A 14,259-nucleotide genomic window follows, 5' to 3' on the forward strand; every position below is an offset into this window, starting at 1 on the left:
AGTTAGGTGGGATTTGACCAAAAAGTCAAAAATTAATGGATCACAGCTGCGGGAGCGCCCAGCCCCTCGCGGTCGGGACGTACACCCAGGCCGGGGCCTTCGGGCGGGGCGATGCGGCCATTGCTGCGCTTTGGACCCGCCGGGTCCAGCCGCGGGCTGACATAAGAGGACAGATCGCAGACGTTCATCACGCTGAGGGGCTCGGTGGCGGCGCCCAGATGCAGCAGGGCGGCGGTAGTGATGTCGGAACCCCAGGTGTCCTCGATGCACATTTTTGCACCCAAATGCAGGCACAGGTCGCGGGCCCGGCGCGAGGCTGACAGACCGCCGAATTTCGACAGTTTGATGGCGGCCGCATCCATTACGCCCGCAGCATGACCTGCCAGCAAGGAGGCCATGTCATGAACGTTCTCGTCCAGCTTCATCGGCAAGCCGCAGGCCGCGCGCACCCGCGCGCAGTCCTCGATGGTGGCGCAGGGCTGTTCCAGCATGATGTCCAGATCTGCAACAGCCCGGCCCACGCGGGAGGCATCCAGCGAGGAGGCACCGCAGTTCCAGTCGCCATAGACCAGCGGACCGCCGCCGACCGCTTTGCGCACCATCCGCAGCCGCGCCACGTCGGCCTGCCAGTCGCGGTCGGCGCCAAGCTTCACCTGAAACTGGGTGATGCCGGTGGCCTGCACCTCGCGGGCAATGCGGGCCATCTCCTCGGGGGCGACACAGGTGATCGAATGATAAAGCGGCATGTCCGCCTGCCGCTGTCCACCCAGCAATGCATGGAGCGGCAGGTTTGCTGCCTGCGCTGTCAGGTCCCACAGGGCAATGTCGATGGCGGATTTGGCATAGGCGTGCCCCTGCAGCCAGGCGTCCAGTTTCGCCATCACCGCCTCTGGCCCCACGGGATCGGCGCCCAGCAGCAGCGGCGCCATCTCCTCGACTGCGGGCACCACGCCGCGGGCATAGGCGGGCAGGTAATGCGGGATCGGGCAGACCTCGCCCCAGCCTGTGAGGCCGGTATCGGTGTCCAGCGCCAGCACCACGCTTTCGACCGTGTCGCAAGTCTTGCCCTCGGCCATGTAATAGGCGGTGTGGCTGGTCAGCGGCACATGCCACAGGGATATCCGGGTGATTTTCATGTGCGTGTCCCCAGGTCGGATTTCTTCAAAAGGTCGTCACCGCGCCAAAACGCCGCCGCCAGCAGCGGTCCCGGCACCATATCTATGGCGTGCTTCTGGTGCGGGGCGTGGTGGACTATGTCCCCAGGCCCCGCATCCCGCGCTGTGCGGCCTTCGGAGTGGAACCGGGCCTGGCCTCTAAGGATCAGGTAGGTCTCCTCCGGCGCATGCGAATGCTCGCCGTAATGCTGTCCAGCGCCCCAATAGCCGATGGACAGCCGCATTTCATCGCTTTGGTACAGCCCTTCAGGCGAGATCAGATTGGCCCAGCCGTAATTGTCCAGCCAGTCGCGGGAAAACCCGTCAGCCTCGGTGTATGTCTGCTGCCAGCGCAATCGGGGCAGGGCAGCGGCCAGCGCGGCCACTGCGGGCGTGGTCAATTTACAGAACTGCCTTCCGGCATCCGCAAGCTCTTCAATTTTCCCGCAGACCGGCAGGCGGCGCGGTTCCACCCGAAGCCGCGGCAGGCTCTGCATCCGCGCAGCAAACCAGCCCAGGCCTTCAGTCCGGGCAGCCAGTTGTGTCAGCTCATGCAGCAACTGTGCAGGCATCGCCTCAGCCTCCGTAGACCGCAACCGGGTCCCCCAGTGCGCCGTCTTCCGGTATCACACCAAGTCCGGGCAGGGAGGGTGGCACCGATACCCCTGCGTCATTGCGCGCGCCCTGGCCTGGCACCGGGTCCACGTCCAGATGATAGTGGCAAAGCCAGCTTGCCAGCCGGTTGGCGTCCGGTGTCGAGGCGGCCAGATGGATCGCCGCGGTATCGGCCAGCGCCGAGCCGCCCAGGTACTCGATATGCATCTGCCAGCCCACCGAGACGCCAAAGTCGCGGATCTGCCGCGCGCGGGTCAGCCCGCCGACCCGGTTCGGCTTCACCTTCACGCCCTCGCAGGCGCCGCGCCTCCAGGCCTCCAGATGGTCGCCGAAGTCATGCATGCATTCATCCAGCAGGATCGGATTGGAAACGCGGGAGGCGACATGGGCGCATTGGTCCAAGGTTTCGCAGGGCTGCTCTACCCAGTCGCGGGCCTTGACCGAGTTCAGCACCTCCACCGCGACCCCCGGCTGCCAGGCGCGGTTTACGTCGAAGGTCACCTTGTGGCCCTTGGGCAAGCCTTCCGAGATCGCTTCGATCCGGTCGATGTCGAGGCCGGTATCGGTGCCGCCGACCTTGGCCGAATGCACGGTATAGCCCTTTTGCGCGGCACGGGCGATCAGCGCCAGCATATCTTCCGGGCTGCCGGTGGAAATGGAGGAATTCACCAGCACCGGTGCTGCCTCGGCCCCGCCCAGAAGCTGCCACAGCGGCAGGCCTGTAGCCTTGCCGAGAATATCCCAGCAGGCCATGTCGACCGGTGATTTCACATATGGATGGCCCGGCAGCTGCACATCCATCACCTGGTTCACGTGATCCAGGCTGCGCGGATCCAGCCCGATCAACGCAGGCGACAGCGTTTCAATGCCGGCCCGGATCCCCGGCCCGTGTGCGGGCAGATAGGTATGCCCCCAGGGGCAGCCTTCTCCCCAGCCCGAGATGCCCTCGTCGGTATCAATGCGCACAAAGGTGCTGTCGAGTTTCTCGAACTTCAGCCGCCCGCCCGAGAGGTGATAGGGCTCGCTCAGCGGCAAAACGAGCTGGTAGACAGTGATCCGGGTGATCTTCATTTCAGCTCCACTTCCACAATGCTCATCGAGGCATCTCCGGCGTTGATCACATTGTGTTCGACGCCTTCCTCGCGGCCGTTGGCTGTCCCCGCGGGGACAGTGGTTTCCTTTATCTTGCCGCCCGGCGGCTCCAGCCGCATGCAGCGGTGTGTGACGGCGGTGATCACTTAGTCCATCGCCTGCTAATGCCAGCCGGTTTCGGCGCCGGGGGCAAAGTTGAAGCGGGTCATCCGCACGCGGACATCGCCGGTTATCCGGGTGGCCTGGGCTGCGATGGTCATGTGGGACGGTCCTTGTTGAGAGTGCGGGAGCCTCTGGCGGGGATATTTTCGGCCAGAAGAAGACCGGGTGTGTCATTTGGCGGTTCCGAATGCGGCCGCCGGCGTGCCGGGGCATTCGAAATCCGGTGCCGCGCCCAGCCCGGGTGCATCCGGCGCATAGAGCTTGCCGGTTTCAGCCCGATCGCCGCGGTCTTGACCTGGAACCGGCAGTATCCTTGTGTTCGGCAGCCGCCAATCCCGGCTATGGTCTCCGCAGTGCCCTTTCGGGGTGCCATCCGGTACATCGGCGCGCCGCCGGTCAGCGCGGGCGCTTTCAGCCGTGCCAGCGGCGGCACGCTTTCGGAATGCGCCGCGATGCAATTCCCGCCGCAGAGGGTGAACCCGCCGCAGCCTTGCTGCCCTGCGCCGGTGCCGGTGACAACGATTGAGGCGGTGGCGGTTTCAATGGCGTTGCCTGCGCCCCGGACATAGGCGCCGTCAGCATAAGGCAGGCCGGTCTGAAAGATGCGGATACAGTTGCTTTTCATCTCTGGCGCTCCTGTGGTCAGCCCGGGGACATTGCCGGATCATCCGCCAGCCCCTCGCCGCGCCAGAACACGAAGCAGAGGATAGGATGCTCGTTGGTGATCATCGCATGCGGCTGGCCGGGCCCGTGCATCTTGGTGCTGCCCGGCACCAGCCGGCGGACTTCCTCGCCCTTGGCCATGAAGTCGGCACTGCCGGAGATGATCGTATAGAGTTCTTCCGGCCCATGCTGATGCCAGGGATAGTTGAGACCCGGCCCCCAGTAGCCGATTGTCATCCGGCTTTGCTGCGAATGGAAGTGGCCGGTGGGGCCCACCAGCTCAAACCAGCCATAGCGCTGCAGGAAGTCCTTGCCGACTTCTTCCTCGGTATAGGTGAGGCGCCATTCCGCGTGCGGAGCCAGCGCCATGATCGCCTGTTGCAGAGCGCGCACCTCCGCCTCTGCCGGGATGCCTTTGGCAGCAAAACCCGGGTCGGATTGCACAAGTTCTGCGCCGGGAATTTGATGGCCTGCGCGACCTGCCCAAGTGATGTCATCGGGCCAGGGCTGGAATTCAGCTGCTGCGGGCAGCGCCGCATGGTAGGCCTTGGCGGCCTCTAGCGCCTTATCAAACAGCACCCGGCTCATGGGAGCACCACGATATTGCCGGTGTGCTTCTTGGCGATGAAGGCGGCCTGCGCCTCTTTCAGGTCCGACAGCGGATAGGCTGCGGCCAGTGCCGGTTTGATTTCGCCCTTTTCGATATAGGAGACCACGTCGGTGAAGTTGCGGTGCGGAGTTACGGTGGAGCCGGTGAAGGTCAGGTCACGCAGGTAGAAGGTGCGCAGGTCCAGCTCGACCAACGGTCCGGCAATCGCGCCGGAGCAGGTGTAGCGGCCGCCGCGCTCCAGCACGCCGATCAGCTTGGGCCAGGCCGCGCCGCCGACCACATCGGCCACCACGGTGACCTTTTCGCCGCCAAGCGCAGCCCGCAGGTTTTCCGGCGACCGCGGCAGGATCAGGTCGGGGCCAAGCCCGGCCACCTCTGCATGTTTGGCTTCCGGGGACATCGCGATCACCCGCGCGCCGCGGCGCTTGGCAAGCTGGATCAGCGCACCGCCAACCCCGCCCGAGGCGCCGGGGATCAGTACCGTGTCACCGGTGTCCACGCCCGCCCGGCTCAGCATCCCTTCGGCGGTGACATAAGAGCAAGAGAAAGTCGCCAGCTCCGCATCGGTGAGGGGGCTTTTGACCACCGCCACACCGCGCGCATCCGCCTTAGTGTATTCAGCAAAGCCGCCATCGCATTCGGAGCCGAAGTATCCGGCCTTGTCTTTGTTCTCGGGGTCGTCCCAGTCGCGGACCCAGCCGCCGACCATGACACGCTTCCCGATCAGGGCTGGATCGGCACCGTCGCCGACGGCCACGACTTCGCCGACCGCGTCGGCCCCCTGGATGCGCGGGAAGGTGAGAGGGCGGCCGCCCCAGCTCGGGTCGTCCTCGCCCACTTCGTCAAAGGCGCCGCCGGTGGTGGCGCCTTTGACTGATTTGGAGTACCAGCCGGATCGGGTGTTCACATCGGTGTTGTTCAGCCCGCAAGCGCCGACCTTGATCAGCACCTCCATTGGACCCGGCTGCGGCACCGGCCAGTCCTGGTGCCATTCGTATTTGTCCAGACCGCCGTGGCCGGTCAGAACCATCGCATTCATTGTGTCGGGCAGGGTCATTTTTTGTGTTTCCCTATTGGCTATGGGGAGGGGGCGCTGCCCCCGCCTTCGGCTCCCCCGGAGTATTTTTGAAAAGATGAAGGGGGCCTGTTGTTTGCTCATTCTGCCGGAGTGCGTTCCGCGTCGCTACGGGGCAGCAGGCTGTCGGGGTCATAAGCGGGGGCGCCCAGGATCCGGCCCTTGCGCGGCTCTCCGGCAACAATCACCTCGATCTGCGTGCCCGGCACATTGGCGTGCGGTTTTAGATAAGCAAAGGCTAGGATCTTGCCGACGGTATGGCCATAGGCGACCGAGGCGGTGGAACCCACGACCTGGCCCTCCAGCAGGACGGCTTCACCGCCATGGCCGTCGGTGATGCCGTCTGGCTCAATCTCCAGATAGGCGCAGACCCAGGGCTTATCAGCTGCGTTCAGCGTCTTGTCCTTGCCCAGATACGCCTTGTCGGTGCGGGCAAAGCGAAGCACGTCCGCCTCGGCCAGGGTCACTTCGTTGGTGAGTTCGCTCGCGCCCTTGAAACCCTTCTCCATCCGCATCGCATTCATCGCAAACGAGCCGTAGTCGGCAATGCCATGCGCCTCACCCGCTGCCCACAGCGCGTCATAGACCGCCAGGGCACTGCCGCGCGGGATGTGCAGCTCCCAGCCAAGTTCGCCAGCATAAGACATCCGGAAGGCCCGGAGCTTATGGCCCGCAACTTCGATCTGTTGCGCGGTCAGCCATTTGAAACCGGCGTTTGTCAGGTCCGCATCGGTGCAGGCCCCCAGGACCTCGCGGGCTTTCGGGCCGTTGAGAGCGATGGCAGCCCAATCGGTGGACAGCGTTGTGATTTCCACCTCTTCACCTGCGCGGTTCTGGTTCAGGTGGTCCAGCAGCCGCTGTTCAAAGAAGGCGGCGCAGACCAGGTAGTAGCTGCCCTCCGCCAGCTTCACCACGGTGGTTTCCAGCTCAATCCGGCCGCGGCGGTTCAGCATGTGGGTGAGGGCGATGCCGCCCGTCTTTTGCGGCAGGCGGTTGGCGGTCAGCCGGTCCAGCAGGGCGGCGGCGCCGGGGCCCGAGACCGTAACCTTGGTGAAGGCGGAGATGTCCATGATACCCACGCCCTCGCGCACGGCCTTGCACTCCAAGCCGACCATATGATGCACTTCGTTGCGCTTGAAGGAATAGTGGTCGCGTTGCTCCACGCCGTTCCTGGCAAACCAGCGCGGACGCTCGTGGCCAAAGACCTCTTCGTAGACAGCACCTTTGTCCTTCAGCCGCTCATAAAGCGGCGAAGGTTTGATCGGGCGGCCCGCCAGTCGGTTGAAATGCGGGAAGGGGATCTCGTGGCGCAGCTTGTAGTCCTCATGCGCCTTGGTCACCTGCCAGTCCTTGGTGGCATAGGAGCCAAAGCGGCGCGGGTCGTAGTCGCGCATCGAGATATCGGCGGCGCCATGCACCATCCAGCGGGCCAGCTCGCGGGTGAGACCCGGGCCCCAGCCGATGCCGATCTGGGTGCCGCAGCAGCACCAGTAGTTCTTGACGCCCGGCGCCGGGCCGATCAACGGGTTGCCGTCGGGCGGATGCGAGATCGCGCCATGCACCTCGCGCTGGATGCCGAGGTCAGCAAAGACCGGCATCCGGTTCAGGCTTTCCTCCAGCCACGGCATCACCCGGTCGTAATCTGCGTCAAACAGCCAGTTCTCATACTCCCAGGGGCAATGGTCGTGCCAGACCGAGTTGCTGCCTTCCTTCTCGTAGATGCCGATCAGCCCGCGCTTTTGCTCCATGCGGATGTAGCCGGAGACCTGTCTGTCGTCGCGGATCACCGGCAGTTCCTTGTCCAGTGCCTCGAACTCCGGCACCGGTTCGGTCACAAAATAGTGGTGGGTCATCGAGGTCATCGGCAGCTGCAGCCCGGACCATTCGCCCATCTGGCGGGCATAAGTGCCGCCGGCATTGACCACATGCTCGCAGCGAATGGTGCCTTTTTCCGATTCCACAATCCACTCGCCGCCCGGTCCTTGGGTGATGTTGGTGGCGCGGCAATGGCGGATGATGCGGGCACCCTTCTGGCGGGCGCCTGCGGCCATTGCCATGGTGACGTTGGTCGGGTCCACATGGCCGTCGTCGGGGGTATGAAGCGCCCCCAGTACCCCTTCGAGATTATAGAAGGGATGAAGCTCGGCAACTTTCTCAGGCCCGACCAGCTCAATGTTGAAGCCCAGCGAACGGCCCACTGACAGCGTGTGGCGCAGCCAGTCCATCTCATCCTCGGTATAGGCCAGGCGGAAGGAGCCGCAGCCGTGCCAGGTAACCGCCTGGCCGGTCTCTTCCTCCAGCTTTCCGGAATAGAGGCCGATGTTGTAATCCACGCATTTGCCAAGGCCAAAGGAGCTGGTGGAGTGGGTGATCTGGCCCGCCGCGTGCCAGGTCGAACCCGAGGTCAGCTCAGCCTTTTCCAGCAAAACCACCTCCGGGCCCCAGCCCTCATGCGCCAGGTGATAGGCCAGGCCCACCCCCATCACGCCGCCGCCCACGATGACCACACGGGCCTGTGCCGGGAATGCTTTTTCAGCCATTTCGCTGTTCCTGATTGCAATGCGCTTTTCTGCTCGACAGGCTAATTCCATATTTGTACCATCGTCAATCATGAATGGCACAAATGTATCACTGACTGTTTTGGAGCGCCTCACGGAAGAGTGGGATGCGCTGACCCCCGAGGCCCAGAAGGCGGCCCGCTATGTGCTGGAAAACCCTGCCGATGTGGGGGTTTCCACCGTGCGCGAGATTGCCGAGGCTGCCAATGTGAAGCCCAACACCTTTGTCCGCATGGCGCGGCAGGTGGGCTTTGACGGTTACGAGGATTTCCGCGCCCCGTTCCGCGAGGCGATACGCAAGGGCGGGGTGTCCTTCCCGGACCGGGCGCGCTGGCTGCAGGATACGGCCAAGTCCGGTGAACTGGGCGGGCTTTATGCCGATATGGTTGGTGCCGCGATCCGCAATATCGAAGACACCTTTGCAGGGATCGACGCCAACGCTTTGGAGGCAGCAGCGCATGCGATTTGGAATTCCCGCCAAGTGTTCACGCTGGGTGTCGGCGTCAATAACGCCAATGCCCGCAATTTCACCTATCTTGCCTCAACCGGCATGAAGCAATTCCACGCCATCCCGCGGCCCGGCTCGACGGCGGTGGATGATCTTGCCTGGGCGGACGGCCAGGATGTGCTGATCGCGATGACCTGCAACCCCTACCGGGCCGAGGTGATCGAGGCGATCCGGATAGCACGCGAACAAGGGGTCATAATCGTCGGTATTTCCGATAGCCCCGCCAGCCCCGTGATCCTCAATGCGGACCATGGGTTCACTGTCGCGGTGGACACGCCGCAATTCTTCCCGTCATCCGTCTCGATGATCGCTCTCTTGGAAACATTGCTCTCCTTTGTGATTGCGGTCTCCAGCGAGGAAATCGTCGAGCGGGTTGAGAAGTTCCACAAACGCCGGCACCAGCTGGGCATCTACGCGGAGGACCCTGAATGAACGCAGCCCTGATCCATTCTCTTGAGGCGCGGTATTACATCGACCCGGTCCTCTTTGAGGCCGAGCGCAAGGGCCTTTTGGCGCGCAGCTGGCAGTTTGCCGGCCACGCCAGCCAGCTGGAAAACACCGGCGACTATTTCGCATTTGAGATGGCCGGCGAAAACCTGTTCAGCATCAAGGGGCGCGATGGCGAAATCCGCACCTTCTATAACGTCTGCCAGCACCGCGCCCATCAGCTTGTCTCGGGCGAGGGCACCACGCGGGTTGTGGTCTGCCCCTATCACGCCTGGACCTATGAGCTGACCGGCCAACTGCGCGCCGGGCCGAACCTCAATTCGGTTCAGGGGTTCGACAAATCCAAGGTTTGCCTGACCGAAGTCCGCACCGAGGTTTTCCTTGGCTTTATCTTTGTGAACCTCGACCCGGAGGCGCGGCCGATGGAGGACTGGTTCCCGGATGTGCGGGCTGAGCTTGAAAGCTTTGTCCCCAATTGGGCGGACCTGAAGCCGCTGGAATGGGTGGGTATCCCTGAGGCCTGCAATTGGAAAGTTTCCGTTGAGAACTACTCTGAATGCTACCACTGCAGCTTGAACCACCCGACCTTCTCCACTGGGGTGATCAAGCCGGAAACCTATGACATCCAGCCCCAGGGCTATTGCCTGCGCCACACGACTGAGTGCAATTCGCTGGACCAGATGACTTATGACATCAACTCCGGTTTTGAAAACAACGAGAAATACTCCAGCTGGTTCCTCTGGCCGATGTTCTCCTTTCAGGTCTACCCGGGCAATCTGCTGAACACCTATCACTGGCGGGCCGTGGACGCTGATCACGTGGTGGTCTGGCGCGGCTGGTATTCCATCGGCGGCGAGGACAATGAAACCGTGCGCCGGATGGCGGTTCAGGACCGGGCAACCACGGTAGAGGAGGATATCCACCTGGTTGAATCCGTGCAGCGCGGCCTCAAAAGCCGCGGCTATGTTCCCGGACCCTTGGTGGTTGATCCCTCTTGCGGAGTGAACTCGGAACATTCAATCCTGCATCTTCAGAAGTGGATGCGTGAAGCGGCAGACCATGATCTTGCAGCAGGGACCTAACGAAAATGACACAGCTAGATGCCGAATGGCTGAACTACATCGACGGCGCCTTGGTGCCCGGCGGGGCAGGGTGGATTGATGTCACCAACCCGGCGAATGGCGAACTGCTGGCCCGGCACGCGCTGGCTGATGCCGCCGACGTGGACCGTGCCGTGCAGGCCGCCCGCCGGCTGCATCTGTCAGGGGAGCTGTCATCGCTGCGCCCGATTGCGCGCGGGCGCATGGTGCAGGCGATGGGTCGCTACCTCTTGGACAATCTCGACGAGATCGCGCGCGTCCTGACGCTGGAACAAGGCAAACCGCTTTGGGAAGCCCGGATCGAGATCGAAGGCGCGGCCCTCTATTTCGAATATTACGGCAATCAGGCCAGCACTGTCGAAGGCCGCTCGATCCCGCTGGGCGGCGGCTATTTTGACTGGACCGAGAATGAGCCGATGGGCGTCTCCGCCCAGATCATCCCCTGGAATTACCCGGTGGAGATGACGGCGCGCTCGCTGTCGGCTGCACTTGCCACCGGCAACGCTTGCGTGATCAAAACGCCGGAACTCACCCCGCTCACCAATGCCTGGCTCGCCCGCGCGGCGGAGGCTGCCGGTTTCCCGGCTGGTGCAGTCAATATCCTCTGCGGTTTTGGCCACGAAGCGGGCGCGGCACTTTCCGGTCACAGCCAGGTCAACCAGATCGTCTTTACCGGCTCTGTTCCCACTGGCATCCGTATCGCCACCGCAGCGGCACAGAACGTAGTGCCTTGCGTGCTGGAACTCGGCGGCAAGTCCGCTGCCATCGTGCATGAGGACGCCGACCTCGACGCGTTTGAGAATGACATCCGCTGGGGCATCTATTTCAACGCAGGTCAGGTGTGCAGCGCCATGAGCCGGGTGATCGTGCACGAAAGCCGCCATGATGAGCTGGTCGAGCGCGCGGTGAATGTGGCCAGCAGTCTGAACGTTGGCCCTGGCATCGACCGGCCGGAGTTTGGCGCCAACATGGGCGCCATGGTTTCCATGCCCCAGCGCGACCGCGCCCTGGGCATCGTCCAGCAGGCGCAGGCAGACGGCGCCACCGTTGCCACCGGTGGCACGCCCGTTGGCAATGCGGGTGCGTTCCTGGCCCCGGCCATCGTCTCCGGCATCACCCCGAACGACAGCATCGCCAACGAGGAAATCTTCGGCCCCGTCCTCTCGGTGCTCAAGTTCCGCTCCGACGCCGAGGCGGTCGCGATCGCCAACAGCACCGAATACGGGCTGGTTGGCGGCGTCTTCACCCGCGACCTGGACCGCGCCACCCTCTGCGCCCGCCAGCTCCGCGCAGGCCAGGTCTTTGTGAACGAATGGTATGCCGGAGGGGTCGAAACCCCTTTTGGCGGCTACGGCAAATCCGGCTACGGCCGCGAAAAGGGCCGCGAGGCGCTGTGGAACTACGTTCAGACCAAAAACATCGCCATGAAACTGAGAGGCTGAGATGAGCGCATTTGACGAAGATCTGTTCCTGAAGGGAATGGAGCAGCGCAAGGCAACCCTTGGCGCCGAGTATGTCGAAAAGAACCTGACCGCGGCGGATGATTTCACCCGGCCCTTCCAGGAAGCAATGACCGCCTGGTGCTGGGGCTTTGGCTGGGGCGACGATGTGATCGACGCCAAGACCCGGTCAATGATGAACCTCTCTATGATCGGTGCGCTGGGCAAGATGCACGAATGGGAGCTGCACTGCCGCGGCGCCCTTAACAACGGTGTCACCAAAGAGGAGATCCGGGCGATCATCCATGTGATCGGTATCTACTGCGGTGTTCCGCAAGCGCTGGAATGCTTCCGGGCCGCCCGCAAGGTTCTGGAAGAGCAGAACTGAACCTTATTCTATTGTTGGTATTTGAAAGGCGGTCCTGTTTGGGCCGTCTTTTTATTTTGGTCTGTTCTCCTCGCTGTTTTGCGGCTCCCGCTGAGCCGTTCTAGCGGGAGGGACCTGGGTGGGGGGATGCTGGTTGGCCTTTTTGTCTGGATTGTCGAGTTTCCGGGCGTGGCGACTCGTTTTCCGGGGTGATTTGCTGTGATTCCTGGCGGCGGGTCTGTGGATAAGCTGGGCTGGTCTGTGGGTAAGTCCTGTGGCGGGGTGTTTTGGGTGTTCCGGGGTGTTTACGGCCGCAGCATCCGGGTCAGTATTGCTGACTTTTTTGACGCGTAAGCTGTTGATTTTGTTTTATTTTCATCTTTTCTCTTCGGAAAGTTCGGTTTTTGCTGTTTTTTGGCTTGCGGGTTTGTTGGTCTAACCTTAGAACCCCCCTCACCGGCAGCGACGAGATGCTGCTGAGACACACCGGACGGGACGGCGGGAACGCAGGACGGGACGGGAAACACACCGGAGAGACGGTGGGACGGGCTGGAGAGGCGGCCGGACGCTCAGGAGAGACTGAGGCACTTTGATAGATCTGACAGGCGGGCGCGCTGGGGAATACTGGCGCATCGGTCTTGTTTTTGGCCTCTTGGTGCTGCTCTTTGACATTGATGGATAACTGAAGAGATATGTGGGCGGTTTGGTTCGTTTCGATGGATCAACGTCTGTATATCAACGCTCATAGGAAGTTCGCTTCCGATGATTGAGTGTCAGCTTCACTGTCTTGTTCGGCTTCGGTTTCTTTTGAAACCAAGCACAACAGACAGAGAATAATTGGTTGCAGTTCCGGTTCCTAGCCGGGTCGGATCGCAAGGCGTCTCAAGCCCCCGTGTTTGAGCGTTTTGTTAAAGCAACCAGTGATGTGCAGAGGTTCGAACGTCAAGGATAAGCTGGCAACAGCTTTTCAACTTGAGAGTTTGATCCTGGCTCAGAACGAACGCTGGCGGCAGGCCTAACACATGCAAGTCGAGCGCTCTCTTCGGAGGGAGCGGCGGACGGGTTAGTAACGCGTGGGAACGTGCCCTTCTCTAAGGAATAGCCACTGGAAACGGTGAGTAATACCTTATACGCCCTTCGGGGGAAAGATTTATCGGAGAAGGATCGGCCCGCGTTAGATTAGATAGTTGGTGGGGTAACGGCCTACCAAGTCTACGATCTATAGCTGGTTTTAGAGGATGATCAGCAACACTGGGACTGAGACACGGCCCAGACTCCTACGGGAGGCAGCAGTGGGGAATCTTGGACAATGGGCGCAAGCCTGATCCAGCCATGCCGCGTGAGTGATGAAGGCCTTAGGGTCGTAAAGCTCTTTCGCCAGAGATGATAATGACAGTATCTGGTAAAGAAACCCCGGCTAACTCCGTGCCAGCAGCCGCGGTAATACGGAGGGGGTTAGCGTTGTTCGGAATTACTGGGCGTAAAGCGCGCGTAGGCGGACCAGAAAGTAAGGGGTGAAATCCCAGGGCTCAACCCTGGAACTGCCTCTTAAACTCCTGGTCTTGAGTTCGAGAGAGGTGAGTGGAATTCCGAGTGTAGAGGTGAAATTCGTAGATATTCGGAGGAACACCAGTGGCGAAGGCGGCTCACTGGCTCGATACTGACGCTGAGGTGCGAAAGTGTGGGGAGCAAACAGGATTAGATACCCTGGTAGTCCACACCGTAAACGATGAATGCCAGTCGTCGGGTAGCATGCTATTCGGTGACACACCTAACGGATTAAGCATTCCGCCTGGGGAGTACGGTCGCAAGATTAAAACTCAAAGGAATTGACGGGGGCCCGCACAAGCGGTGGAGCATGTGGTTTAATTCGAAGCAACGCGCAGAACCTTACCAACCCTTGACATCCCTGGACCGCTGGAGAGATTCAGCTTTCTCGTAAGAGACCAGGTGACAGGTGCTGCATGGCTGTCGTCAGCTCGTGTCGTGAGATGTTCGGTTAAGTCCGGCAACGAGCGCAACCCACATCCTTAGTTGCCAGCAGTTCGGCTGGGCACTCTAGGGAAACTGCCCGTGATAAGCGGGAGGAAGGTGTGGATGACGTCAAGTCCTCATGGCCCTTACGGGTTGGGCTACACACGTGCTACAATGGCAGTGACAATGGGTTAATCCCAAAAAACTGTCTCAGTTCGGATTGGGGTCTGCAACTCGACCCCATGAAGTCGGAATCGCTAGTAATCGCGTAACAGCATGACGCGGTGAATACGTTCCCGGGCCTTGTACACACCGCCCGTCACACCATGGGAGTTGGGTTTACCCGAAGGCCGTGCGCCAACCTCTTCGGAGGGGGCAGCGGACCACGGTGAGCTCAGCGACTGGGGTGAAGTCGTAACAAGGTAGCCGTAGGGGAACCTGCGGCTGGATCACCTCCTTTCTAAGGATGTTCCTGGCCAGATCAGCGTGCTGATC

12 protein-coding genes and 1 rRNA gene are annotated in these 14,259 nt (G+C 61.8%); 5 read left to right on the forward strand and 8 right to left on the reverse strand.

What is annotated here, in order from left to right; genetic code table 11:
- Positions 1–32: 32 nt before the first annotated feature.
- The 8 genes from ETW24_RS04555 to ETW24_RS04590 form a co-directional block, all read right to left on the reverse strand.
- Complete coding sequence (locus tag ETW24_RS04555) at positions 33–1,136, reverse strand: mandelate racemase/muconate lactonizing enzyme family protein (protein WP_129369960.1); 1,104 nt, start codon at positions 1,134–1,136, stop codon at positions 33–35.
- Positions 1,133–1,726: a dimethylsulfonioproprionate lyase family protein gene (locus ETW24_RS04560; RefSeq protein WP_129369961.1), complete on the reverse strand. Its 594-nt coding sequence runs from the start codon at positions 1,724–1,726 to the stop codon at positions 1,133–1,135. The genes ETW24_RS04555 and ETW24_RS04560 overlap by 4 nt, the downstream gene beginning before the upstream one ends.
- Before the next feature lie 4 nt (positions 1,727–1,730).
- The gene (locus ETW24_RS04565; protein ID WP_129369962.1) at positions 1,731–2,840 is read right to left on the reverse strand and encodes a mandelate racemase/muconate lactonizing enzyme family protein; all 1,110 of its coding nucleotides are present in this window, start codon (positions 2,838–2,840) and stop codon (positions 1,731–1,733) included.
- The gene (locus tag ETW24_RS25160; RefSeq protein ID WP_368075942.1) at positions 2,837–3,007 is read right to left on the reverse strand and encodes a hypothetical protein; all 171 of its coding nucleotides are present in this window, start codon (positions 3,005–3,007) and stop codon (positions 2,837–2,839) included. The genes ETW24_RS04565 and ETW24_RS25160 overlap by 4 nt, the downstream gene beginning before the upstream one ends.
- A gap of 110 nt (positions 3,008–3,117) precedes the next feature.
- Positions 3,118–3,648, reverse strand: coding sequence for a hypothetical protein (locus tag ETW24_RS04575; RefSeq protein ID WP_129369963.1), 531 nt, complete (start codon positions 3,646–3,648; stop codon positions 3,118–3,120).
- 17 nt (positions 3,649–3,665) lie between these two features.
- Positions 3,666–4,274 (reverse strand): dimethylsulfonioproprionate lyase family protein, encoded by a 609-nt coding sequence (locus tag ETW24_RS04580; RefSeq protein WP_129369964.1) that lies wholly within the window; start codon positions 4,272–4,274, stop codon positions 3,666–3,668.
- Entirely contained in the window at positions 4,271–5,353 is a 1,083-nt protein-coding gene (locus ETW24_RS04585; RefSeq protein WP_129369965.1) for an alcohol dehydrogenase family protein, read from the reverse strand. Before ETW24_RS04585 ends, ETW24_RS04580 begins: the two co-directional genes overlap by 4 nt.
- A 98-nt stretch (positions 5,354–5,451) precedes the next feature.
- Positions 5,452–7,911, reverse strand: coding sequence for an FAD-dependent oxidoreductase (locus ETW24_RS04590; RefSeq protein WP_129369966.1), 2,460 nt, complete (start codon positions 7,909–7,911; stop codon positions 5,452–5,454).
- A gap of 70 nt (positions 7,912–7,981) precedes the next feature.
- Between ETW24_RS04590 and ETW24_RS04595 the strand changes: the two genes are divergently transcribed.
- From ETW24_RS04595 to ETW24_RS04615, 5 genes are all read left to right on the forward strand, one after another.
- Positions 7,982–8,869, forward strand: coding sequence for a MurR/RpiR family transcriptional regulator (locus ETW24_RS04595; protein ID WP_129369967.1), 888 nt, complete (start codon positions 7,982–7,984; stop codon positions 8,867–8,869).
- On the forward strand, positions 8,866–9,966 hold the full coding sequence (locus ETW24_RS04600; RefSeq protein WP_129369968.1) for an aromatic ring-hydroxylating oxygenase subunit alpha: 1,101 nt from the start codon (positions 8,866–8,868) through the stop codon (positions 9,964–9,966). Before ETW24_RS04595 ends, ETW24_RS04600 begins: the two co-directional genes overlap by 4 nt.
- Before the next feature lie 5 nt (positions 9,967–9,971).
- A complete protein-coding gene (locus ETW24_RS04605) occupies positions 9,972–11,426 on the forward strand; it encodes an aldehyde dehydrogenase family protein (protein WP_129369969.1) in 1,455 nt (484 codons plus the stop codon).
- Between the two features lies 1 nt (position 11,427).
- Positions 11,428–11,811: a carboxymuconolactone decarboxylase family protein gene (locus tag ETW24_RS04610; protein WP_129369970.1), complete on the forward strand. Its 384-nt coding sequence runs from the start codon at positions 11,428–11,430 to the stop codon at positions 11,809–11,811.
- Between the two features lie 947 nt (positions 11,812–12,758).
- Positions 12,759–14,224: ribosomal RNA gene (locus tag ETW24_RS04615) — 16S ribosomal RNA — on the forward strand.
- Positions 14,225–14,259: the final 35 nt, after the last annotated feature.

This window comes from Leisingera sp. NJS204, assembly GCF_004123675.1.
Taxonomy (GTDB): domain Bacteria; phylum Pseudomonadota; class Alphaproteobacteria; order Rhodobacterales; family Rhodobacteraceae; genus Leisingera.

Coding starts and splice junctions, on each gene's coding strand:
- ETW24_RS04555 (WP_129369960.1), bottom strand. CDS start 1,136: ATGAAAATCACCCGGATATCCCTGTGGCATGTGCCGCTGACCAGCCAC.
- ETW24_RS04560 (WP_129369961.1), bottom strand. CDS start 1,726: ATGCCTGCACAGTTGCTGCATGAGCTGACACAACTGGCTGCCCGGACT.
- ETW24_RS04565 (WP_129369962.1), bottom strand. CDS start 2,840: ATGAAGATCACCCGGATCACTGTCTACCAGCTCGTTTTGCCGCTGAGC.
- ETW24_RS04575 (WP_129369963.1), bottom strand. CDS start 3,648: ATGAAAAGCAACTGTATCCGCATCTTTCAGACCGGCCTGCCTTATGCT.
- ETW24_RS04580 (WP_129369964.1), bottom strand. CDS start 4,274: ATGAGCCGGGTGCTGTTTGATAAGGCGCTAGAGGCCGCCAAGGCCTAC.
- ETW24_RS04585 (WP_129369965.1), bottom strand. CDS start 5,353: ATGACCCTGCCCGACACAATGAATGCGATGGTTCTGACCGGCCACGGC.
- ETW24_RS04590 (WP_129369966.1), bottom strand. CDS start 7,911: ATGGCTGAAAAAGCATTCCCGGCACAGGCCCGTGTGGTCATCGTGGGC.
- ETW24_RS04595 (WP_129369967.1), top strand. CDS start 7,982: ATGAATGGCACAAATGTATCACTGACTGTTTTGGAGCGCCTCACGGAA.
- ETW24_RS04600 (WP_129369968.1), top strand. CDS start 8,866: ATGAACGCAGCCCTGATCCATTCTCTTGAGGCGCGGTATTACATCGAC.
- ETW24_RS04605 (WP_129369969.1), top strand. CDS start 9,972: ATGACACAGCTAGATGCCGAATGGCTGAACTACATCGACGGCGCCTTG.
- ETW24_RS04610 (WP_129369970.1), top strand. CDS start 11,428: ATGAGCGCATTTGACGAAGATCTGTTCCTGAAGGGAATGGAGCAGCGC.